We start from the raw sequence: 21,064 nt of genomic DNA, 5'->3' as shown, positions 1-21,064 counted from the left end.
CCCCCTTAAATAGCCAATTCTGCGTTTAAAACCAGAGCCAGTAGTGCCTGACGTGCGAAAATCCCGTTACCCGCTTGTTGGAAATAGTAGGCGTAAGGGGTCTTATCGACATCGGCGGTTATCTCATCAATTCTTGGCAGTGGGTGTAGCACTTTGAGATTTTCCTGTGCGCCATTTAAATCAGCAGCGCGCAAGATAAACTGCGCTTTGACATTGGCATACTCTGATGGGTCAAGGCGCTCTTTTTGTACCCGGGTCATGTAGAGAATATCCAGCTCTGGCACCACTTCTTCAATGCTTTCATGCAGGCTGTATTCGATACCTTTCTCTTCCAGCATTTCCAGAATATAAGCCGGCATTGCCAGAGCATCCGGGGCGATAAAGAAGAAACGGTTACCGGTGAATTTGGCTAGCGCTTGCGTGAGTGAGTGCACGGTGCGGCCATACTTCAGGTCGCCAACCATGGCGATATTGATGTTATCCAGCCGGCCCTGAGTTTCCTGAATGGTGAAGAGATCGAGCAGCGTTTGCGTCGGGTGCTGGTTTGCACCGTCACCGGCATTAACTACCGGTACATTCCCCGAGAACTGGGCAGCCAGGCGAGCGGCCCCTTCTTGCGGGTGACGTATGACAATGGCATCCACATAAGTACTGATGACTGACATCGTATCCGCCAGCGTCTCACCTTTTTTGCCAAGGGAAGTATTGCTGCTGTCAGAAAAACCGACCACTGAGGCACCTAAGCGGTGTATGGAGGTTTCAAATGATAAACGAGTGCGGGTCGAGGCTTCGAAAAAGCAACTGGCGATCACTTGGTGTTTTAACAACTCAGGTTGCGGCTGACTTTTCAGGCTAGCAGCGGTACGCAGCACCAGCTCCAGTTCGTCGCGACATAAATCGTTAATTGAGATGATATGCTTGTGATACAATGGGTTGGCCATTTCGCTCTCCTCTGTGACCCGTCATATTTCAAGCTGCATGTGTGTTGGCTGTTTTCGTTCACCCCGGCCACTTACTTGTCGTTGACCTTAAAATAAGTAAGCTCCTGGGGATTTACTCAATTGCCGCCTTTCTGCAACTCTAATTATTTAGGGTATATATTTTAATTGGTGATAATGCTTAATCCGGCGCCGATCAGTAGACAAAAAAAAGCCCCTCAATGAGGGGCCTTACGAGATCGGTTTAGCAACGGGAGAAAGAACGGCAGGTGACTGCCTGCTGGCAGGCCATTTTGTCGACCATCAAGAGGGTCATTTTCAACAAAACGCACTTGGCTTTCCATCATATCTCCCGGCAAATTGTGGCGAATTATACTCGCGTGTGGTTTCTCTGCAAGGGGTAAAAGCTGCATTTTTTGCAATTAGCAAACGATTACTCATCAGGATTGGCTTCAATTATCTGATGAGTAACACCAATGACCGCCCTCTGGATGGTGTTATCTCCAGAGGGAATACAACCTGATTTTGTCACCCGCTATTCAAGTAATTTGACTAGTTTGCCAGGTAAATTACCGAGGATAAAATCATTGATGATACTGTCAAAATCCTTATCACTCTTAAAGCCTAATGCTTTGGCATAATGCGCTGTGAAATCCCCAGGCCAGGAGCTTACGATTTTCTCAATTAAGGGATCTTGCTGAATCTTAATGTGATCAGCGACAGCATCACCCGCAATACGCCGCAATGCATCAATCATTTGCTGTACGGTAATTGATAGTCCAGGCAGATTAATCACCCGCCCGCCCTTAAGTTGACTGGCATCCAATTGGTGCCCATGGATAAGATTATTAATCGCCATCTTCGGCGATAGCAGCCACAACGGTGTTTGCAGACTAACAGGGCAAATCACGTCAATACCTTGCAACGGCTCACGGATAATGCCGCTGGCAAAACTGGAGGCCGCACGGTTTGGTTTCCCTGGGCGTACCACGATAGTTGGCATACGCAGGCTACGGCCATCAACAAATCCCCGGCGGCTATAATCTGCCAGCAATAAATCGTTTAATGCTTTTTGTGTACCATAGGAGCTTTGAGGCGACCATACCTGTTCATCGGGTACAACCGCCGGCAATTCACCGCCAAATACCGCCACTGAACTGGTGATAATGACTTTAGGGCAGTGTCCAAGCTGGCGAGCGCGTTCGAGTAAACTGCGGGTGGCATCAAAATTGATCCGCATACCCAAATCAAAATCTTCTTCTGCCTGACTAGAGACAATCGCTGCCAGGTGAAAAACAGTGTCAATTTGTTGATTGAAAACGCTGGCAAGCCAGTGCGAATCAGCGATATCACCGCAAAAAACCTGCACCCGCTCATCGGCAACCGCCTCTAGAGGCACCACATCACAGGCTATAATCTTACTGATATGGCGCTGTTGACCCTGTTGGTCGGTCAGATATTCCTGCGCCAGTAAATGTTCAATCAATCGACGACCAAGAAAGCCCGCCGCTCCTGTTACCATTATGTTCATCGTCTTATCCTTTATTTGTATTGTTAGCGGTTTACTGTCTTGGCCGGGACTAAAAATACGAGCGCCGCACCAATAAATAGCATGGTGGAAATAATCAGCATTCCGGTGGTGGTGCTTTGGGTCAGATCTTTCAGGTAGCCCATCATATAAGGTGCGACAAAGCCTGCCAGGTTGCCCCAGGAGTTAATCAGAGCGATGCCGGCTGCGGCTGCGGTTCCGCCGAGGAAAGCTGTTGGCAGGCTCCAGAATAGTGGCAAGGTACTCAATGCTCCCATTGCACCCAGAGTTAAGCCCATCATGGCAATAACGATGTTGTCACTGAAACTGGCCGAAATAATCATCCCGACCCCGCCCAACGTAGCCGTTAAAGCCAGATGCCAGCGCCGTTCGCGCCAACGGTCAGCACTGCGTGATACCACGATCATGGTCAGGGCGGCGGCACCGTAAGGAATGGCACTTAACAAACCAATACTCAGCACGTCTTTTACCCCACTGTCTTTGATCAGTGTCGGTAACCAGAAGCCGATAGTGTAGAAACCTGCAATCAGACAGAAATAAATGAGCGTGAGCAACCAGACGCGGGGTTGTAGGAAAATCTCTTTCAGGCTGCTGTGGACATGATGTTGTGTGTCGTTATCAATGTTGGCCTGCAAGATTTTTTTCTCTTCGTCGGTTAGCCATTTGGCATGACTGATACGGTCAGTCAGTTTAAAAATCACCAAAATACCGATTAAAACGGACGGAATACCTTCCAGAACAAACATCCATTGCCAACCCGCAAAGCCATGGAGTCCATTAAAGGCACCCATGATCCAACCCGATAACGGTGCGCCGAACACGCCGGATAATGGAACGGCGGTGGCGAATAAAGCGTACATACGGCCACGGCGGTTAGTTGGGAACCAATAAGAAAGATAAAGGATGACGCCGGGATAGAACCCAGCCTCTGCAATTCCCAGCAAGCAACGCATTACGTAAAAAGACATCGGTGTGGTGACAAAAGCCATCCCAGCCGAGATGATGCCCCAGGTGATCATAATGCGCGCAATCCACAACCGTGCCCCTACACGATGCAGCATCAGGTTACTGGGGATTTCCAGAAAGAAGTAGGCAATAAAAAAGATACCGGCGCCGAACCCATACACCGCCTCCGAAAACTGTAAGTCATCCGCCATCTGCAATTTGGCGAAGCCAACGTTAACCCGATCTAAATAAGCGACGATATAGCACAGCATCAGTAAGGGTAAAATATGCCACGCGGCCTTGCGATAGGCATGATTCTCCGCAGAGACCAGGTTAGGCATCACTAATTGTTCAGTAGGTGATTCAGACATGATGGAGCCTCTTATTTTAGTGATTTGTAGGGAACAAGGCTCAGCGAAAATCCATTTAGTTATCGCGCTGGCGTTGTACAGAAATAGAGGATGTTAATTTTAGTTATTTAATGTTTGATAAAGTTAAAAGTAAGGTTTTTTTCAGCAAGTAAATGCGATTAAACTCACAATTATTAACAGTTGGTAACGGAGGTAATGTAATTCTTTGATTTAAATTGAATTTAAAATTCAAATTTTCACAAAAATAAACATCAATCTAGATATAACGAGTTGTAAACGAGGGGACCGGGGAACAACAGGTGTAACTGGTACTGATGTAACAGGAAACCCCGTTGTATCGGCTAGCAGAGAAGAAAACCACAATTTATCGATGCGGCTGAAAGGGAGGCGTATCTGTACGGATACGGGGGTATCTCGCCGGACAGACACTGTTGGTGGTGAAAAGGGTGGGCGCTGTGTTTAATTGGCGGGGCCGGGATAGCACCCCGAAGCGATAATCACGCTAATTGGCCAGCGGGAACGATGATTCAGGGGGCGTGGTGTGAAAGCGTTGAATGGCAAAAGTGGTGTGCTTCACCCATTAGTGATTGATTTTCACCATTCACACGAACGGTGAAAATTAATCCTCATCAAACCCTGAATTAAATAACTCAATAACAGCCGCCAGCGCTTGAATCTCATCAGGACCGGTCGCTTCAACTTCAATCTGACGGCCTTTGGCTGAATCCAGCATCAGCAGTGCAATGACACTGCTGGCCTCGGCTTCGGTACCGCTGTCGTTGCGTAACATGACTTCAGCATCAAAACTCTGAACCAGCTCGAACAATTTCATTGCGGGTCTGGCGTGCATCCCCAACTTGTTTTTGATCTCAACGGTTTGTTTGATAGTCATTATTTACGCTTTTCCAGAGTACGATGGCGTGATTGAACATTCTTGCCGCGAGCGCGGAAATAATCAGCCAACTGTTCAGCAACATAAACTGAGCGATGTTTACCACCGGTACAACCAATGGCGACCGTCAAATAACTGCGGTTATTGGTTTCCAGCATCGGTAGCCACAGTTCCAGATAGCTACGGGTCTGATAAATAAAATTGTGTACTTCGGTATGGCGATCCAAGAAAGAGATTACCGGCTTATCCAAACCTGTCATTGGGCGTAGTTTTGGGTCCCAGTGTGGGTTTGGCAAGAAACGCACATCGAAAACATAATCGGCATCGATGGGAATGCCATGTTTAAAGCCAAATGACTCAAACACCATGGTTAATTCGCGCTCACGTTTACCCAACAGACGGGTACGCAGCATCTCAGCCAATTCATGCACTGACATTTCGGACGTATCAATAATCAGATCAGCCCGTGAGCGCAGAGGCTCCAACAGGTCGCTCTCTTCATCGATAGCACTTTCTAATGACAGGTTTTTGGTCGACAACGGATGCAGGCGACGGGTATCGCTATAGCGACGAATCAGGGTATTGCGGTCAGCATCTAAAAACAGCAACTGCGGTGAAAAGCTATCCGGCAGTTGAGTCATGGCATGTTCAAATACCTCAGGAGATTCAGGCATATTGCGTACGTCTATGCTTACTGCGGCAGAGATATTCCTATCGGCAAGTGTACTTGCCAATTGCGGCAGCAGAACCACAGGCAAGTTATCGACACAATAAAAGCCCATATCTTCCAATGCGCGTAAAGCAACAGACTTCCCTGAACCGGAACGGCCGCTGACAATCATCAGCACCATGTGAGTAACTCCCCTTGGTATTTATCCCCGCTATCTTTCAAGTTGTAGGCGCGTTGACCGCCTGCCTACACCTTAAAATCTATTGGGCATACATTAGAACCCTATATTCCGGCTACACGATCCGGGCATAACAGATAAAACAGTTGCTACTTTCCTGATTACGCTGTTTCTGGCGGTAATTCAGTAATAATTTGATAAAGTTCATCATCACTTTGTGCCGCTCGTAGGCGGCGACACACTGTTTTATCAGCTAATCGCTTGGCCACTAAAGACAAAGTGTGTAAATGAGTTTTACATTGATCTGCCGGAACCAACAAGGCAAATAATAGATCAACGGGTTGGTTATCAATGGCATCGAAGGCAATAGGTTGTTCCAGACGGATAAATACCCCCACTGCGCGCAGTGTGTCTTCTTCCAACTTGCCATGAGGTATCGCGATACCGCTACCAATACCGGTGCTGCCCATACGTTCACGGGTCAATACAGCATCAAAAACCACCTGTGAAGGCAGGTTAAGTTGCTTGGCAGCCAACTCGCTGATAATTTCCAAAGCTCGTTTTTTACTTGAGCAATGTACGGAGCTTTTGGTGCACTCGATATTTAATACCGAGCTTAATTGCAATGCTGGATCGTTGATCATCTCATCTTTCACTTAAGCGCTTTTTAAACCGTTTCCTGCGGGGATTCACTCCTGGCGCAGGAAACTGTTATGTAGCGAGTGTAGAACCTTTATTGGTGAATATACCCTTTGTACATAAAGCTACCGGGCTGTTCGCTACGTTTACTCACCCTGCGGGCTGGCATAAATGCTATTCAAATCGGTGTTTAACCGGTTTGTCATCCGCTTGCTGCCTACCTGCAACGCCATGCTCTCTGGGTATAACAGCCGCAAGGATTCTTAGTGTTGTTTCAATTTGTCTTTGTGTTTGTTCAACTGGCGTGCCAGCTTATCAACCAAAATATCAATTGCAGCGTACATATCCTCCTGCTCTGAGCTTGCGTGCAACTCGCCTCCATTCACATGTACCGTTGCTTCTGCAATTTGTTTTACTTTTTCAACACTTAAAACCACATATACCTGGTTAATGCGATCAAAATATTGCTCAAGTTTGGCAAATTTAGTGGTAACAAACTCGCGTAATGCTTCGGTTATTTCGACATGATGTCCGGTAATATTGAGCTGCATAGTGTCTTCCTTCTCAGTTCAGGTCAAACCAACTGTTTACGCTGATTTGACGGCGGGATGGATAACGACTCTCGGTACTTCGCAACGGTACGCCGCGCCACCATGATGCCTTGTTCACATAATAGTGTGGTCAGCTTACTGTCACTCAGTGGTTTAGCAGGGTTTTCTGCCGCAACCAATTTTTTCACCAGTGCACGAATTGCGGTGGAAGAAGCTTCACCTCCGCTATCTGTATTGACGTGACTGGAGAAGAAATATTTTAGCTCGAAAATACCCCGTGGACTGTGCAGGAACTTCTGCGTGGTCACGCGAGAGATTGTCGACTCATGCATATCCACGGCCTGGGCGATATCGGCCAGTACCATGGGTTTCATAAATTCAGGCCCATTCTCAAAAAACGCTACCTGCTGCTCTACTATACAACGCGCCACCTTCAGCAACGTTTCATTACGGCTTTCAAGGCTTTTTATCAACCATTTCGCTTCTTGCAGATTGCTACGGATAAACTGCCCGTCACTGTCATTACGCGTGTTGTTCCCCATCGCCGCATACTGCTGGTTGATTTTTAGGCGTGGAATGCTATCGGCATTAAGCTCTACCGTCCATTGATCTTTGTCTTTACGCACCAAAACATCGGGAATGACATATTCTGACTCCCCGGTATTGATGGATTGGCCCGGACGCGGGTCCAGAGACTGAATCAGGGTTATCGCTTCTTTAAGTGTATCTTCTTTTAGCCGACTCAAGCGGATCATCGTACGGAAATCATGGTTACCCAGCAAATCCAGATAATCGCTAACGACGAGGCGAGCTTCGGCAAGATAGGGGGTATCTTTGTCATACTGTGACAACTGTACTAGCAGACATTCACGCAGGTTACGCGCTGCGACACCAATAGGATCAAAGTGTTGTATCCGCTTAAGTACCGCTTCCACCTCGTCCAGTGCAACGTTTTCGTCCCCAATGCTTTCCAGAATATCTTCCAGTGGCACAGTAAGGTAGCCGGTTTCATCCACCGCATCCACGATAGAGGTCGCAATAGCAACATCGGTATCAGAGAAGGGGGTCAAATCCACTTGCCACATTAGGTAATCTTGTAATGTTTGAGTCGTTTCCCCCTGATAGACCGGCAGCTCATCATCGCTGTAGTCATTGCCCATGCCTGATGGCGTGCCTGCGGTGTAGATCTCATCCCAGGTGGCATCAAGGGGTAACTCTTCTGGCATATCTTTTTGTTCCAGGGCCTCGCGAGTATCAAGCGATTCACTGTCTACAGTCTCTTTTGTCTCTATCTCTTCATGAAGATCAGTTTGCTCAAGCAGCGGGTTACTTTCCAGCGCTAGCTGAATCTCCTGCTGGAGTTCAAGCGTAGAAAGCTGCAACAAGCGAATAGCCTGTTGAAGCTGCGGTGTCATTGCCAGTTGTTGGCTAAACTTGAGTTGCAAACCTTGCTTCATAATGCGGTATCAATTTTCCTTAATGGATGACGAAATCCCCGTCATCTTTCAAATTGCAGGTGTGTTTGCTGCCTTCCTACATCTTGAAATCTGTGGGGTGTTGGGCAAAGGTCAGAGACGGAACTCTTCACCCAGATAAACACGTTTAACTTGTTCGTCAGCCAAAATTTCCTGTGGTGTACCGTGAGCGATTAAATGGCCTTGGCTTACGATATAAGCCCGCTCACAAACGTCTAATGTCTCACGCACGTTATGGTCGGTAATCAGAACGCCGAGGCCACTGTCGCGCAGATGTTCAATGATCTTCTTGATATCGATAACGGAGATCGGGTCAACCCCGGCAAAAGGCTCATCCAACAGAATAAACTTAGGATTTGCCGCCAGCGCACGAGCTATCTCAACACGGCGGCGTTCACCACCAGAAAGAGATTGCCCCAGATTGTCACGTAAATGAGTGATATGGAATTCTTCCATTAGCTCATCAGCCCGTTCTTCACGCTGCTCAGCAGAGAGATCGTTACGGATCTCCAGCACCGCCATTAAGTTGTTAAATACACTCAGGCGGCGGAAAATAGAGGCTTCTTGCGGTAAATAACCAATACCGCGACGGGCGCGTTCATGGAGAGGCAAGAGGCTGATATCTTCGTCATCAATCACAATACGCCCGGCGTCACGCTGGACAATGCCGACGACCATATAAAAAGTAGTGGTTTTTCCTGCGCCGTTCGGCCCAAGTAGGCCCACAATCTCACCGGACTTCACATTGAGGCTTACGTCTTCGACTACTTTACGGCCTTTGTACGCCTTAGCCAGCTTTTCTGCGATTAATGTTGCCATAAATGATTACTTACTCTTCTTTTGGCCTGAAGCTGCTGGCCCTTTGTCTTGTAATTGGGACGGTAATAACACGGTGGTGACGCGATTGCCTTTATCACTGAAGGCTTCCATCTGCTGTTTTTTCACCAGATAAGTGATGCGATCACCCTTGATATTACTATCAAGTTGCTCCAAATAGGCATTGCCAGTCAACACCACGAAATCATTTGCGACTTCATAACGCAGTTTCTGCCCATGGCCTTTAACGGGTTTGCCGCTGTCTTGCATCTGATAGAACGTCACCGGATTACCATAACCCTCAATGACCATTTTGCTTTGATCACCACCGGGGCGTGTAACCACGACTTTATCAGCTTTGATCTCAATGGTACCTTGCTTGATAACCACATTGTCGGTAAATGTGACGGTATTTGCTTCCATATCTAACGCTTGCTTAACGGAGTCAACCGTGACGGGCTGATCAGTATCACCCGTTAACGCCAGAGCAGGCAGGCTTGCGGTCAAAAGTGAACTGGCAAGCAAAAAATGACGAAGTTTATTTTTGGATTTCATAAGAGGTTTTAACCTTTTCAATCAGCTCAGCGGTTTTATCCCGCAAGTTCCCACGCATTTTCATGCCGTTAGATGTAAATCCAACACCAAAGAGGGTAACTTCATCGTCTGAGGATACATCCTGAGTGATCAAATTAACCTGGGCGTTATCGGTTTTAATTTTTTGTAACTGTGCATCTGGTGTCAGGCTATCAACTTCAACATGACCATACAAATACAGCATCTTATCATTGGTCAGTTTGGCGCGGTCTGCGCGTACCGTCCAAGTGGCAACTGCATTTTCAGCAAATAGAGTCATTACCGGCTTGGTAAACCAAGTTAATTCTTGAGTGCTGAAGTTCTGTACGTCCTCAGCCACCAATTTATAATTCAATTGCCCGACCGGATTGAAAACGACGGTCACAGTATGCTGACTTTGCGAAGAGGGCTCATTATCATCAGCCACAGTTTGCGTATCTGGCTGATTGAAGCCTGACATATTCCAGCCAATCAATACCAAAGCAATCAGTGCCAGGGATATCGTTATCCATAGTCTTGTTTTACTCATATCGACAATCCTTTGGCACCTTCAAGTTTATCCTGAGCTAATAATATCAAATCACATATCTCACGTACTGCGCCGCGCCCGCCATTGATTCGCGTCACATAATGCGCCTTGGGAATAAGTAACGGATGAGCATCCGCCACGGCGACAGAGAACCCTACTTGTGCCATGACTGGCCAATCAATCAGATCATCCCCAATATAAGCAACCTGCTCAGGCTGGCATGCTAATGCTACCAACAATTCGTTATAGGCCACCAGCTTATCAGATTGCCCTTGATAAAGGTGGCGAATACCTAAGGTGTTGGCGCGGTCTTCCAGTAATTTTGCGCAGCGGCCAGTAATAATAGCCACTTCAATACCTGAGGTTATCAGGCAGCGGATACCATAACCATCACGCACGTTGAAAGCTTTTAGCTCTTCGCCTTGATTGCCCATATAAATCAGGCCATCGGACATCACACCATCGACATCACAAATCAGTAGGCGAATTTTCGCCGCACGTGACATCACGGTGTTGGCAACGGGTCCATAGCATGTGTCCTGATATACGGTGTCGCTCATTTTTCCCTTCTTACTTGACGTTGCAGCGTTGTTAGCTGCTCTCTTTCACCCGAATCACTTACTAGTGTAAGCTCATCGGGATGCACTCGTTTGCTGCCTAGCTGCAACCCCAATTAATTTGGGAAACCCTTCTTACTTGACGTTGCGGCGTTGTTAGCTGCTCTCTTTCACCTGAATCACTTACTAGTGTAAGCTCATCGGGATGCACTCGTTTGCTGCCTAGCTGCAACCCCAATTAATTTGGGAAACCCTTCTTACTTGACGTTGCGGCGTTGTTAGCTGTTTTGTTTACCAGGCAGCCGATGGTTAGACTACACCAGCTCTAAGCATGTCATGCATATGCACTACACCCAGCAACTGATCACCATCTGCGACCAACACTGCGGTAATATGGCGTGACTCCATCAGATTAAGTGCATCTACGGCTAACATGGTTGGGCGCACCCGGATACCGCCACTGGTCATCACATCTGCAATTTTCGCGTGATTCAAATCGACCCCTAGATCAAATATCCGGCGCAAATCACCATCGGTGAAGATACCTTTAATCATCATCAAATCGTCACAGATAACAGTTAAACCCAGATTCTTCCGAGTAATCTCCAGTAACGCATCGCGTAATGATGCATCGGGACTGATGTGCGGGATCTCTGCACCCGTGTGCATGATATCGCTGATTCGCAATAGCAACTTGCGCCCCAGTGCTCCGCCCGGATGGGAGAGGGCAAAATCTTCTTGAGTGAAGCCACGAGCCTGTAACAATGCCACCGCGAGCGCATCCCCCATGACCAAAGTGGCGGTGGTACTGGTGGTTGGTGCCAATCCTAATGGGCAAGCCTCTTGTGGCACTTTAATACACAAGTGAATATCGGCCGCTTTACCCATGCTACTGTCAGGATTATTGCTCATGCAGATAAGTGGGATCTTCTGGCGCTTGAGGACCGGGATCAACGCGAGTATCTCGTTGGACTCCCCTGAATTAGAGATGGCGAGCACAATATCTTGTGGTGTAACCATGCCGAGATCGCCGTGACTGGCTTCACCGGGGTGGACGAAAAAGGCGGGGGTCCCCGTGCTGGCTAAGGTGGCAGCAATTTTGCAACCAATATGACCCGATTTGCCCATCCCCATCACCACAACTTTGCCATGGCAATTAAATATTGCATTGCAGGCGTTAGCAAAATCGTCATTAATGTATTGATCGAGTTGTGCCAGCCCTTCGCGCTCAATGCGAAGCACCTGTTTACCTGCCTGCTGAAAATCTACTCTTGGCAATGGGTTAATACCCGATGGTGAATCAGTTTCTGGCTGTAAATCATAAGAAGACATACATGGTTCCCGCTGAATGAACATGGTTATGCCACATTAAAGGGCGCAAAAAACAGCACGGCTAGATAAGCGATAAACCCACATAATAACAGAGCGCCCGCCATATGGCCGATGCGATGTTTGCGCCCCAGGCAAAGAAGGGTAAATATCACGCTGACACCCAGCATCACCCAATAGTCACGTTGGAAAGCCTCTGGATTAATATCACCAGGGGAGAGCAGTGCAGGCACACCTAACACAATCACAATATTAAAAATGTTCGAACCAATAATATTGCCAACCGCCATATCATCTTCCCCTTTCAGCGCGCCGGCGATGAAAGTAGCCAATTCAGGCAAACTGGTGCCGATAGCAATAACTGTCAACCCAATAACCAGTTCACTGACACCGGCAACCCGGGCAATGACAGTGGCATTATCGATAATCATTTTGGCCGACAGGGGCAAGATAATGAAGGCCAGCACCAACCACAATAGAGCAACAGTATTGCTACTGTCTTGAGGTAATTCAGCCAGTTGCTCGCGCGTTAGAATGTCATTGCCTTCCGCATGGGCCAGACGGGCCATTTTTAGCATCAGGGTAATAAACGCCACCGCCGCGGTCAGTAAAATAATACCATCCCAACGGCTGAGATGATTATCAGCCAGCAGGAAACCACACAGCACCGTGACGACTAACATCAACGGCAATTCACGGCGCAAAATCTCTGACCTTACTGTCAATGGGCGTATCAGGGCTGCGCCACCCACAATCAGCAATAAATTGGTAATATTAGAACCAAGCACGTTCCCAACCGCCATATCGGTCTGGTTATTCATGGCCGCAGTGACCGAAACCATCAACTCAGGCAGCGATGTGCCGATACCGACGATAGTCATCCCAATAATGAGTGGTGGGATGCCGAAAGAACGGGATAACACGGCAGCGCCATAAACTAATCGATCAGCGCCATACACTAATAAAACCAAGCCGATGATTAATAGTGTTATCGCAAGAAACATGCAGAGTCCTTTATTAGGTATAATCCCGATCCGTTGGTAGAAGCTAACTGTTGGTAACCCAAGATCCGTTGAGAATAGGTCGCCTGTGCAAACAGTTAGCCCATGGGTAAAAATCACTACAAGCGTTTTACGCTCTTTTTTGAGTTAACCCTAATTTTGACTCTGAGTACTAGAAAAGTAAAACTTATGGCAACTTTGGCTACGAAAAAGTGGCAATAAGTTGCCAAAATACTTCCCATTGTGCTCGTTGTCGCCATTTGATGTAGCATTGGCGCTCGGATGAGTAACCAAAGGTCTAAAGGGACGAATGATAATGAACCAACCGTCGTCGAATTTGATAGAGATCCGTGGGATGAATTTTACCCGTGGTCAGCGTCCGATATTCGCCGATATCAACATGACGGTCCCTCGCGGCAAAGTAACTGCGATTATGGGGCCATCAGGGATTGGTAAAACCACGTTGTTGCGCCTGATCGGTGGGCAACTGGTACCGGATGCAGGTGAAATCTGGTTCGATGGTGATAATATTCCGGCGCTTTCACGTCAGCGTTTGTATGATGTGCGTAAGAAGATGAGCATGCTGTTTCAATCTGGCGCGTTATTTACCGATTTGACCGTGTTTGAGAATGTGGCTTTCCCATTACGCGAGCATAGTCGTTTGCCTGAGGAACTGCTGCACAGTACGGTGATGATGAAGCTGGAAGCGGTGGGGCTACGTGGTGCGGCTAATCTGATGCCTGCCGAATTGTCTGGCGGTATGGCGCGGCGCGCCGCGTTGGCTCGGGCCATTGCCCTTGATCCTGAATTGATTATGTTTGATGAGCCATTTGTGGGTCAGGACCCTATAACCATGGGGGTGCTGGTAAAACTGATTGATGAGCTGAATCATGCATTAGGCGTGACTTGCGTCGTGGTTTCCCACGATGTGCCTGAAGTCCTTAGTATTGCTGATTATGCTTATATTGTTGCCGATCAGCATGTTATTGCCGAAGGAACACCGGAACAGTTGCAAGCTAATGGCGATATGCGGGTGCGCCAGTTCCTCGATGGTATTGCCGACGGGCCGGTGCCTTTCCGTTTTCCGGCTGGTGATTATAAAACTGAGCTGTTATACCCCAAGTGATTGGATTTACAGGTCGGTAGAAAATTAACCCCCTGTAGCTTCAAGTACGAAGGAGATAGGCTGATGGAGTATTCATGTTAGTACAGGCGTTAGCGTCTTTGGGTCGCCGGGGCATTAATGTCTGCGCATCCTTTGGTCGCGCAGGTTTAATGTTATTCAATGCCCTTGTCGGGCGGCCTGAGCCGCGAAAGCAATGGCCATTATTGGTTAAACAGCTCTATAGCGTCGGTGTGCAATCGCTACTGATTATCGTGGTTTCCGGTCTGTTTATCGGCATGGTTCTGGGGTTACAGGGTTTTTTGATCCTCACAACATACAGTGCTGAAGCCAGCCTTGGGATGATGGTGTCGTTATCACTGTTACGTGAATTGGGGCCCGTGGTGACCGCTCTGTTGTTCGCTGGTCGCGCCGGTTCAGCTCTGACTGCTGAGATTGGCTTAATGAAAGCGACTGAGCAGATCTCCAGTTTGGAAATGATGGCAATCGACCCTCTACGTCGAGTGGTGGCCCCCCGGTTCTGGGCAGGTCTTATCAGTATGCCATTATTAACCGCTATTTTTGTCGCCGTGGGTATCTGGGGTGGCTCTGTGGTTGGTGTTGATTGGAAAGGGATCGATGGTGGTTTCTTCTGGTCCGCGATGCAAAATGCTGTTGAGTGGCGTACCGATTTACTGAATTGCCTAATTAAGAGTCTGGTATTTGCTATTACTGTGACCTGGATTGCGCTGTTCAATGGTTATGATGCGGTCCCAACGTCTGAAGGGATTAGCCGGGCAACGACCCGTACCGTAGTGCATTCATCGCTGGCGGTATTGGGATTGGATTTTGTGCTGACAGCACTGATGTTTGGGAATTGAGTCGATGCAAACGAAGAAAAGTGAAGTCTGGGTAGGTTTGTTTATACTGATTGCTATTCTGGCAGTCGTATTCCTCTGCCTGAAGGTTGCGGATATCAAATCAGTAGGCAACCAGCCGACTTATCGAATTTACGCAACGTTTGACAATGTTGGCGGTCTGAAAACCAATTCGCCAGTCAAAATTGGCGGTGTTGTGGTCGGCAGGGTAGCTGATATCACACTGGATACCAAAAACTACAGCCCGCGTGTGGCGATAGACATTCAACAACGTTATAACCATATCCCGGATACCAGCTCTTTGGCGGTACGTACTTCTGGTTTGTTGGGTGAACAGTTCCTGGCGCTAAATGTCGGTTTTGAAGACCCGGATATGGGCACCAGTATTTTGAAAGATGGCGGTATAATTCAAGACACCAAATCTGCACTGGTTTTGGAAGATCTTATCGGCCAGTTCTTGTACAAGAGTGGCGGCGATGGTAATGCTGATGCACCAGCAACTGGGTCAGCAGCGCCAACGGCTGCGGCACCCACTCCGGTAGAAAATGGCAGCTTACCTGCAACTCAACATCCTTAAGAGGGTTTCTGAATGTTTAAACGTTTACTTATGGTTGCGTTGCTGGTGGTAGCCCCACTGGCGAATGCTGTCGATCAAACAAACCCATATCGGATGATGGATGAAGCTGCGCAAAGAACATTTACACGCTTAAAAAACGAACAGCCTAAGATCAAACAGAACCCGGACTACCTGCGCACCATCGTACGCGAAGAATTGTTGCCATTTGTCCAAATCAAATATGCCGGTGCGTTGGTTCTGGGCAGCTATTATAAAGCGGCAACCCCTGCGCAACGCGAAGCGTACTTCAATGCTTTCAGTCAATATCTGGAACAAGCATACGGTCAGGCATTGGCACTGTACCACGGCCAAACTTACGATGTAGCACCAGACCAACCGCTGGGTGATGCCAATATTATTGCTATCCGCGTGACCATCCTTGATCCAAACGGCCGCCCACCGGTGCGTTTAGACTTCCAATGGCGTAAAAATAGCCAAACCGGTAACTGGCAGGCGTATGACATGATAGCCGAAGGGGTGAGCATGATTAGCACCAAGCAAAATGAGTGGGCTTCTATCCTGCGTCAGCAAGGGGTTGATGGCCTGACTAAGCAGTTGTTGATCGCCGCGAAACAGCCTATTACGTTAGATAAAAAATAATTATGGCAGATAAACTAAGCTGGCACTCTGAGCACGAAACGCTGGTACTGCAAGGTGAACTGGATCGTGAAACGCTGCTACCGCTTTGGCAGCAGCGTGAGGCGTTGTTGGCGGGTAAGACGCGTATTGATGTCAGCCAATTACAGCGTGTTGATTCATCAGGCTTGGCATTGCTGGTGCACTTTCGTGAATTGCATTTTCTTCATGAACCTCAAAGCAAGCCAGGTGTCTCACTAATGATTACCGGTGTCAGTGACCGGCTATCTACACTGATTGAGCTGTACAACCTTCAGCAGATAATTCCAGTGGAAATGGCTCGTTAGTTAAGCTGGCGGCTTTCTGTGTCGCCTATACCAAAAGCTAAAAGCCAAAGATATTCAAAGGCCCCTGTGCGTAACAACGAAACAGGGGCTTTTCTTTAGTTTCGGAGCACGCCGTATTCCACTAATATGTTTGGCTGGCTATGCTTACCTTAAAAATAACGATCCTCTTAAAATAGAATGAATCTTATGGATACTAACGAAATTAAAGACGTGCTGATGCAAGCATTAGCATTACAAGAAGCGCATGTTACCGGTGATGGTAGCCACTTTCAGGTGATTGCTGTCGGTGAGTTATTTGCCGATATGAGCCGGGTGAAAAAACAGCAGGCTGTGTATGCGCCGTTGATGGAATATATCGCTGATAACCGTATTCATGCTTTATCGATTAAGGCTTATACGCCACAAGAGTGGCAACGGGATCGCAAACTAAACGGCTTTTAATGCTGTTGGCCCGTGAGCTGTTTAACGAAGCATCAACAGTTCTAAGGCGGGCAGTAAATTCGAATTGATAACAGAGAGTGGTCACAATGGATAAATTTCGAGTGCAGGGGCGGACTCGCCTAAGCGGTGAAGTCACTATTTCCGGTGCGAAAAACGCCGCATTGCCAATAATGTTTGCCGCGTTGCTGGCTGAAGACCCGGTAGAGTTGCAAAATGTCCCAAAGCTAAAAGACATTGATACCACGATTAAGCTGCTCAGCCAATTAGGCACAAAAATTGAACGTGATAACTCTGGTTCAGTTTTTGTTGATGCCAGCGGTGTGAATGAGTTTTGTGCCCCTTATGATTTAGTCAAAACCATGCGTGCCTCTATTTGGGCGCTGGGGCCGCTGGTTGCCCGTTTTGGCAAAGGCCAGGTCTCTTTACCCGGCGGTTGCGCTATCGGCGCGCGTCCGGTTGATTTGCATATTTCCGGTTTGGAACAACTGGGTGCTGAAATCAAGCTGGAAGAGGGCTATGTTAAAGCCTCCGTCGATGGTCGCCTGAAAGGCGCGCATATCGTAATGGATAAAGTTAGCGTTGGCGCGACTGTTACCATTATGAGTGCTGCCACATTGGCTGAAGGCACCACCGTGATTGAAAATGCGGCCCGTGAGCCGGAAATTGTCGATACGGCTAATTTCCTCAATACGCTGGGTGCGAAAATCAGTGGTGCAGGTTCTGACAGGATTACCATTGAGGGCGTTGCTCGCCTGGGTGGTGGTGTTTATCGTGTGCTGCCTGACCGCATTGAAACCGGTACCTTCCTGGTTGCAGCGGCTATCTCTGGCGGTAAGGTTGTCTGCCGTCAAACTCGCCCTGATACGCTGGATGCGGTATTGGCTAAGCTGCGTGAAGCGGGTGCTGATATTGAAATAGGTGACGACTGGATAAGCCTTGATATGCACGGGAAGCGCCCAAAGGCGGTTACGTTGCGCACCGCACCGCACCCTGGTTTCCCAACAGATATGCAAGCTCAATTCAGCTTATTGAATTTGGTGGCTGAAGGGACCGGTGTTATCACCGAGACTATTTTTGAGAACCGTTTCATGCATGTGCCTGAGCTTATCCGTATGGGCGCACATGCAGAAATCGAGAGCAATACCGTGATTTGTTATGGTGTTGAGCAACTGTCAGGTGCTCAGGTGATGGCCACTGATTTGCGTGCTTCAGCCAGTTTGGTATTAGCGGGCTGTATTGCTGACGGGGTAACTATTGTTGATCGTATTTATCATATCGACCGTGGCTACGAACGTATTGAAGATAAACTGCGTGCACTGGGTGCCAAGATTGAGCGTATAAAAGGCGAATAAACCCGCTAAAACGCCAGAAAAACAGATGCCAGCCGATGATATCGTGCTGGCATTTTTTATGGCTAAACGCTTCTTCCCTGTCGGCTCAAGTGCTGTTCGCTGCCTTTCTTGCCCGAATCTCAATATGACTATTACGGTTGCGATGTTGCCTGATGGCCTAACACGGCATTTTGATCTAGCTCGCTGATGGTGATTTGTGCCGTCATTTGCTGACCGTTACGTAAAAATAAGATGGGGATGGTGGTCCCAGGGCGGATTTCTGCTACCTGATCCATAGTTTCGATAACGGATGTCGCAGGTTTATTATTAACACTAAGAATGATATCGCCAATTTGCAGACCGGCATCTACCGCCGGGCCACGGGCTGATATGTCATTAACCTTAATCCCATGTACTCGATCCGTACTATTACCGCTGGCATTGAAGGGGGGATATTCTTCACCGGTAACTCCGATATAGCCGCGTATCACTCGCCCATCACGGATAAGTTTTTCCATCACTTTGGTCGCAAGCGCTGTCGGAATTGCAAAACCAATCCCTTCCGGTGTCTCGCCATTACTGCTCTTATCGAAGGACAGGGTGTTAATCCCCATCAGCTCGCCCAAGGTATTTACCAGCGCACCGCCAGAATTGCCCTGATTGATTGAGGCATCGGTTTGAAGGAAGTTTTGCCGCCCAGAATCACTTAAACCAATACGCCCAGTGGCGCTGATAATCCCTTGGGTGACGGTCTGACCAAGGTTATAAGGATTACCAATTGCCAGCACCACATCACCGATATGGGGTGCACGATTAATATTAATTGGGATCACGGGTAGGTTTACGGCATCAATTTTGAGTACTGCTAAATCAGTTAAGCCATCGGAGCCAACCAGCAACGCCTCAGATATACGGCCATTTTGTAGCGCCACAATGATCTGTTCAGCATTATTGATAACGTGCTTGTTGGTCAGGATATATCCCTTATCACTCATGATAACGCCAGAACCCAATGTGCGAATAGCTAGCCCATCTTGGGTAGAGCTTAGGCTACGGTTATACACATTAACCACCGCAGGAGCGGCTCTGCGCACTGCCTGGTTATAACTGGCGGGAACTTCTTCACTTATGCTATCGCTCTTGCCGGAAAAGAAATGGCCTGGGCTACGGAGCATAGGCATTGCGACCAGCAATAGACCGGCAACAATTAGCCCCAAAATAATAGAACGCAATAGCTTAAGAAACATGAGGTGTAAGGCGTAAATGAATAGATGACAGGAGGATAGCATGAGTTTGGCGGACACAGCATTGTGCTGTGTCCGATTTTTCTGCAAATTAGCGTATTAACAGGTAAATATTCTCTTCACCACGCACAATATTCAGTGCAATTACCGCCGGTTTTGCGTCAAGAGCTTTACGCAACTGAGTAATATCCTGAACCCGGACACGGTTTACCGCAATAATTACATCATCTTTCTGTAAACCAGATTGCGCAGCAGGTGAGCCTTTGGTCACGCTCTCAACTTTGATCCCCTTGCTGCCACCTTTAATTTCGCCATTGCTCAGGGATGCGCCCTGCAATGAGGCTGATAAGGTTTCTGCACTGGTTGATGTCGGGCTGCTGTTTTCCAGTGTTACGGTAACTTCAAGCGGCTTCCCATCGCGCAGCAAGCCAACTTTAATGGCTTTACCTGGCCCTGTGGTACCCACTTTGGCGCGCAACTCAGCAAAACTACTGATTGGTTTACCTTCCACGGAAACCAGCACATCACCGGCTTTGATACCCGCTTTAGCAGCGGCTGATTTTGGCAACACTTCGCTGACAAAAGCACCACGCTGAGCATCAATATTAAAGGCTTTTGCCATGTCAGCGGTCATTTCGCTGCCACGAATCCCCAACAGCCCGCGTTTTACTTCGCCAAACTCAATCAACTGCTGGCTGAGGCTCTGTGCCATGTTACTTGGAATAGCAAAACCTATACCAATATTGCCGCCGCCTGGGGCCAAGATTGCGGTGTTAATCCCAATCAATTCGCCATTGAGGTTAACCAGTGCACCACCAGAGTTACCCCGGTTGATGGAGGCATCTGTCTGGATAAAGTTTTCCAATCCTTCCAGATTTAAGCCACTCCGCCCCAAGGCTGAAATAATCCCGGAGGTGGCTGTTTGCCCCAAGCCAAATGGATTACCAACAGCAACGGCAAAATCCCCCACCCGCAGGTTATCGGAGTCGGCCATTTTAATCGCAGTCAGATTTTTGGCATCGGTTAACTGCAATAACGCGATATCGGTTTGTTCATCTCGTCCAAGCAGTTTCGCATCATATTCACGGCCATCATTGAGCTGAACACGAATTTTATCCGCATTATTGATAACGTGATTATTCGTTAGTACGTAGCCTTTTTCGGCATTAATGATAACGCCAGAACCTAACCCCTCGAATGGGCGGTTGCTTTCTTTACCGGTTGGCGCATTCGGGCCAAAGAAAAATTTGAACTCTTCCGGCAAGCGTTGCTGCTGTACCTGTGTTCCTGAAACATGAACACTGACGACGGCGGGCAAAACTTTTTCCAGCATCGGTGCCAGGCTAGGGACTGCCTGCCCGGCTACTGCCGCTGGGAGAGCTGCTGCGTTCACCATTGGAACAGACGCGAGACCTAAGCCGACACTCAATGCCAGCGCACTAAGAAGTAATGACTTTTTCTTCATTGATTTAAACTCTCTCAATACCTAACGGTGAATGAATAGGATGGATGGCTG

24 protein-coding genes are annotated in these 21,064 nt (G+C 48.0%); 7 read left to right on the top strand and 17 right to left on the bottom strand.

Annotated elements, in window-relative coordinates; translation table 11 throughout:
• Positions 1-5: 5 nt before the first annotated feature.
• From pyrB to A6J67_RS00905, 15 genes are all read right to left on the bottom strand, one after another.
• Positions 6-941: an aspartate carbamoyltransferase gene (gene pyrB / locus A6J67_RS00970; RefSeq protein ID WP_005188464.1), complete on the bottom strand. Its 936-nt coding sequence runs from the start codon at positions 939-941 to the stop codon at positions 6-8.
• Positions 942-1,156: 215 nt separating this feature from the next.
• Positions 1,157-1,285, bottom strand: a complete 129-nt coding sequence (locus A6J67_RS23785; RefSeq protein WP_005188461.1) for a hypothetical protein — start codon at positions 1,283-1,285, stop codon at positions 1,157-1,159.
• Positions 1,286-1,473: 188 nt separating this feature from the next.
• Entirely contained in the window at positions 1,474-2,469 is a 996-nt protein-coding gene (gene denD / locus A6J67_RS00965) for a D-erythronate dehydrogenase (protein WP_032906972.1), read from the bottom strand.
• 23 nt (positions 2,470-2,492) lie between these two features.
• Positions 2,493-3,803 carry an MFS transporter gene (locus A6J67_RS00960; protein WP_005188453.1) on the bottom strand — a complete coding sequence of 437 codons (1,311 nt, stop codon included), beginning with the start codon at positions 3,801-3,803 and terminating at the stop codon, positions 2,493-2,495.
• A gap of 619 nt (positions 3,804-4,422) precedes the next feature.
• Complete coding sequence (npr, locus tag A6J67_RS00955; RefSeq protein ID WP_019212424.1) at positions 4,423-4,695, bottom strand: PTS phosphocarrier protein NPr; 273 nt, start codon at positions 4,693-4,695, stop codon at positions 4,423-4,425.
• A complete protein-coding gene (rapZ, locus tag A6J67_RS00950; RefSeq protein WP_005162486.1) occupies positions 4,695-5,546 on the bottom strand; it encodes an RNase adapter RapZ in 852 nt (283 codons plus the stop codon). The genes npr and rapZ overlap by 1 nt, the downstream gene beginning before the upstream one ends.
• A 158-nt stretch (positions 5,547-5,704) precedes the next feature.
• Entirely contained in the window at positions 5,705-6,187 is a 483-nt protein-coding gene (gene ptsN / locus A6J67_RS00945; protein WP_032906970.1) for a PTS IIA-like nitrogen regulatory protein PtsN, read from the bottom strand.
• A gap of 258 nt (positions 6,188-6,445) precedes the next feature.
• Positions 6,446-6,733: a ribosome hibernation promoting factor gene (gene hpf, locus A6J67_RS00940; protein ID WP_004392031.1), complete on the bottom strand. Its 288-nt coding sequence runs from the start codon at positions 6,731-6,733 to the stop codon at positions 6,446-6,448.
• A 23-nt stretch (positions 6,734-6,756) separates the two neighbouring features.
• A complete protein-coding gene (gene rpoN, locus A6J67_RS00935) occupies positions 6,757-8,190 on the bottom strand; it encodes an RNA polymerase factor sigma-54 (RefSeq protein ID WP_050296882.1) in 1,434 nt (477 codons plus the stop codon).
• Positions 8,191-8,301: 111 nt separating this feature from the next.
• Positions 8,302-9,027: an LPS export ABC transporter ATP-binding protein gene (lptB, locus tag A6J67_RS00930; protein WP_005188448.1), complete on the bottom strand. Its 726-nt coding sequence runs from the start codon at positions 9,025-9,027 to the stop codon at positions 8,302-8,304.
• Positions 9,028-9,033: 6 nt separating this feature from the next.
• On the bottom strand, positions 9,034-9,579 hold the full coding sequence (lptA, locus tag A6J67_RS00925; RefSeq protein ID WP_032906968.1) for a lipopolysaccharide ABC transporter substrate-binding protein LptA: 546 nt from the start codon (positions 9,577-9,579) through the stop codon (positions 9,034-9,036).
• Positions 9,563-10,126, bottom strand: a complete 564-nt coding sequence (lptC, locus tag A6J67_RS00920; RefSeq protein WP_032906967.1) for an LPS export ABC transporter periplasmic protein LptC — start codon at positions 10,124-10,126, stop codon at positions 9,563-9,565. The genes lptA and lptC overlap by 17 nt, the downstream gene beginning before the upstream one ends.
• The gene (kdsC, locus tag A6J67_RS00915) at positions 10,123-10,686 is read right to left on the bottom strand and encodes a 3-deoxy-manno-octulosonate-8-phosphatase KdsC (RefSeq protein ID WP_032906963.1); all 564 of its coding nucleotides are present in this window, start codon (positions 10,684-10,686) and stop codon (positions 10,123-10,125) included. The genes lptC and kdsC overlap by 4 nt, the downstream gene beginning before the upstream one ends.
• 306 nt (positions 10,687-10,992) lie before the next feature.
• Positions 10,993-12,015 (bottom strand): arabinose-5-phosphate isomerase KdsD, encoded by a 1,023-nt coding sequence (gene kdsD / locus A6J67_RS00910; RefSeq protein ID WP_005188442.1) that lies wholly within the window; start codon positions 12,013-12,015, stop codon positions 10,993-10,995.
• A gap of 26 nt (positions 12,016-12,041) precedes the next feature.
• The gene (locus A6J67_RS00905) at positions 12,042-13,016 is read right to left on the bottom strand and encodes a calcium/sodium antiporter (RefSeq protein WP_005188440.1); all 975 of its coding nucleotides are present in this window, start codon (positions 13,014-13,016) and stop codon (positions 12,042-12,044) included.
• 313 nt (positions 13,017-13,329) lie between these two features.
• On the opposite strand from A6J67_RS00905, the gene mlaF reads away from it, so the two are divergent.
• From mlaF to murA, 7 genes are all read left to right on the top strand, one after another.
• A complete protein-coding gene (mlaF, locus tag A6J67_RS00900; RefSeq protein ID WP_050296883.1) occupies positions 13,330-14,139 on the top strand; it encodes a phospholipid ABC transporter ATP-binding protein MlaF in 810 nt (269 codons plus the stop codon).
• A gap of 74 nt (positions 14,140-14,213) precedes the next feature.
• Positions 14,214-14,996, top strand: coding sequence for a lipid asymmetry maintenance ABC transporter permease subunit MlaE (mlaE, locus tag A6J67_RS00895; RefSeq protein ID WP_005188437.1), 783 nt, complete (start codon positions 14,214-14,216; stop codon positions 14,994-14,996).
• 4 nt (positions 14,997-15,000) lie between these two features.
• Entirely contained in the window at positions 15,001-15,570 is a 570-nt protein-coding gene (gene mlaD / locus A6J67_RS00890; protein WP_050296884.1) for an outer membrane lipid asymmetry maintenance protein MlaD, read from the top strand.
• Between the two features lie 12 nt (positions 15,571-15,582).
• Positions 15,583-16,209, top strand: coding sequence for a phospholipid-binding protein MlaC (gene mlaC / locus A6J67_RS00885; RefSeq protein WP_005188427.1), 627 nt, complete (start codon positions 15,583-15,585; stop codon positions 16,207-16,209).
• A gap of 2 nt (positions 16,210-16,211) precedes the next feature.
• The gene (gene mlaB / locus A6J67_RS00880; RefSeq protein WP_005188424.1) at positions 16,212-16,532 is read left to right on the top strand and encodes a lipid asymmetry maintenance protein MlaB; all 321 of its coding nucleotides are present in this window, start codon (positions 16,212-16,214) and stop codon (positions 16,530-16,532) included.
• Between the two features lie 186 nt (positions 16,533-16,718).
• The gene (ibaG, locus tag A6J67_RS00875) at positions 16,719-16,973 is read left to right on the top strand and encodes a BolA family iron metabolism protein IbaG (RefSeq protein ID WP_004710915.1); all 255 of its coding nucleotides are present in this window, start codon (positions 16,719-16,721) and stop codon (positions 16,971-16,973) included.
• A gap of 86 nt (positions 16,974-17,059) precedes the next feature.
• Positions 17,060-18,325, top strand: a complete 1,266-nt coding sequence (gene murA, locus A6J67_RS00870) for a UDP-N-acetylglucosamine 1-carboxyvinyltransferase (RefSeq protein WP_050296885.1) — start codon at positions 17,060-17,062, stop codon at positions 18,323-18,325.
• Positions 18,326-18,456: 131 nt separating this feature from the next.
• On the opposite strand, the gene degS is transcribed toward murA, so the two are convergent.
• Positions 18,457-19,551 (bottom strand): outer membrane-stress sensor serine endopeptidase DegS, encoded by a 1,095-nt coding sequence (gene degS, locus A6J67_RS00865; RefSeq protein ID WP_042569011.1) that lies wholly within the window; start codon positions 19,549-19,551, stop codon positions 18,457-18,459.
• 88 nt (positions 19,552-19,639) lie between these two features.
• On the bottom strand, positions 19,640-21,013 hold the full coding sequence (degQ, locus tag A6J67_RS00860) for a serine endoprotease DegQ (RefSeq protein WP_005188415.1): 1,374 nt from the start codon (positions 21,011-21,013) through the stop codon (positions 19,640-19,642).
• Positions 21,014-21,064 lie beyond the last annotated feature (51 nt).

Source organism: Yersinia sp. FDAARGOS_228 (genome assembly GCF_002073315.2).
Lineage (GTDB): Bacteria > Pseudomonadota > Gammaproteobacteria > Enterobacterales > Enterobacteriaceae > Yersinia > Yersinia intermedia.
This window is presented reverse-complemented; position numbering and strand designations above follow the sequence as displayed.

Excerpts from the sequence above, each read along its gene's own strand:
- denD (WP_032906972.1), bottom strand. The coding sequence starts at position 2,469 with ATGAACATAATGGTAACAGGAGCGGCGGGCTTTCTTGGTCGTCGATTG.
- kdsC (WP_032906963.1), bottom strand. The coding sequence starts at position 10,686 with ATGAGCGACACCGTATATCAGGACACATGCTATGGACCCGTTGCCAAC.
- mlaF (WP_050296883.1), top strand. The coding sequence starts at position 13,330 with ATGAACCAACCGTCGTCGAATTTGATAGAGATCCGTGGGATGAATTTT.
- murA (WP_050296885.1), top strand. The coding sequence starts at position 17,060 with ATGGATAAATTTCGAGTGCAGGGGCGGACTCGCCTAAGCGGTGAAGTC.
- mlaB (WP_005188424.1), top strand. The coding sequence starts at position 16,212 with ATGGCAGATAAACTAAGCTGGCACTCTGAGCACGAAACGCTGGTACTG.
- hpf (WP_004392031.1), bottom strand. The coding sequence starts at position 6,733 with ATGCAGCTCAATATTACCGGACATCATGTCGAAATAACCGAAGCATTA.
- lptC (WP_032906967.1), bottom strand. The coding sequence starts at position 10,126 with ATGAGTAAAACAAGACTATGGATAACGATATCCCTGGCACTGATTGCT.
- ptsN (WP_032906970.1), bottom strand. The coding sequence starts at position 6,187 with ATGATCAACGATCCAGCATTGCAATTAAGCTCGGTATTAAATATCGAG.
- A6J67_RS00905 (WP_005188440.1), bottom strand. The coding sequence starts at position 13,016 with ATGTTTCTTGCGATAACACTATTAATCATCGGCTTGGTTTTATTAGTG.
- degQ (WP_005188415.1), bottom strand. The coding sequence starts at position 21,013 with ATGAAGAAAAAGTCATTACTTCTTAGTGCGCTGGCATTGAGTGTCGGC.
- lptA (WP_032906968.1), bottom strand. The coding sequence starts at position 9,579 with ATGAAATCCAAAAATAAACTTCGTCATTTTTTGCTTGCCAGTTCACTT.
- pyrB (WP_005188464.1), bottom strand. The coding sequence starts at position 941 with ATGGCCAACCCATTGTATCACAAGCATATCATCTCAATTAACGATTTA.
- rapZ (WP_005162486.1), bottom strand. The coding sequence starts at position 5,546 with ATGGTGCTGATGATTGTCAGCGGCCGTTCCGGTTCAGGGAAGTCTGTT.
- A6J67_RS23785 (WP_005188461.1), bottom strand. The coding sequence starts at position 1,285 with ATGATGGAAAGCCAAGTGCGTTTTGTTGAAAATGACCCTCTTGATGGT.
- mlaE (WP_005188437.1), top strand. The coding sequence starts at position 14,214 with ATGTTAGTACAGGCGTTAGCGTCTTTGGGTCGCCGGGGCATTAATGTC.
- mlaD (WP_050296884.1), top strand. The coding sequence starts at position 15,001 with ATGCAAACGAAGAAAAGTGAAGTCTGGGTAGGTTTGTTTATACTGATT.
- npr (WP_019212424.1), bottom strand. The coding sequence starts at position 4,695 with ATGACTATCAAACAAACCGTTGAGATCAAAAACAAGTTGGGGATGCAC.
- A6J67_RS00960 (WP_005188453.1), bottom strand. The coding sequence starts at position 3,803 with ATGTCTGAATCACCTACTGAACAATTAGTGATGCCTAACCTGGTCTCT.
- ibaG (WP_004710915.1), top strand. The coding sequence starts at position 16,719 with ATGGATACTAACGAAATTAAAGACGTGCTGATGCAAGCATTAGCATTA.
- kdsD (WP_005188442.1), bottom strand. The coding sequence starts at position 12,015 with ATGTCTTCTTATGATTTACAGCCAGAAACTGATTCACCATCGGGTATT.
- degS (WP_042569011.1), bottom strand. The coding sequence starts at position 19,551 with ATGTTTCTTAAGCTATTGCGTTCTATTATTTTGGGGCTAATTGTTGCC.
- lptB (WP_005188448.1), bottom strand. The coding sequence starts at position 9,027 with ATGGCAACATTAATCGCAGAAAAGCTGGCTAAGGCGTACAAAGGCCGT.
- mlaC (WP_005188427.1), top strand. The coding sequence starts at position 15,583 with ATGTTTAAACGTTTACTTATGGTTGCGTTGCTGGTGGTAGCCCCACTG.
- rpoN (WP_050296882.1), bottom strand. The coding sequence starts at position 8,190 with ATGAAGCAAGGTTTGCAACTCAAGTTTAGCCAACAACTGGCAATGACA.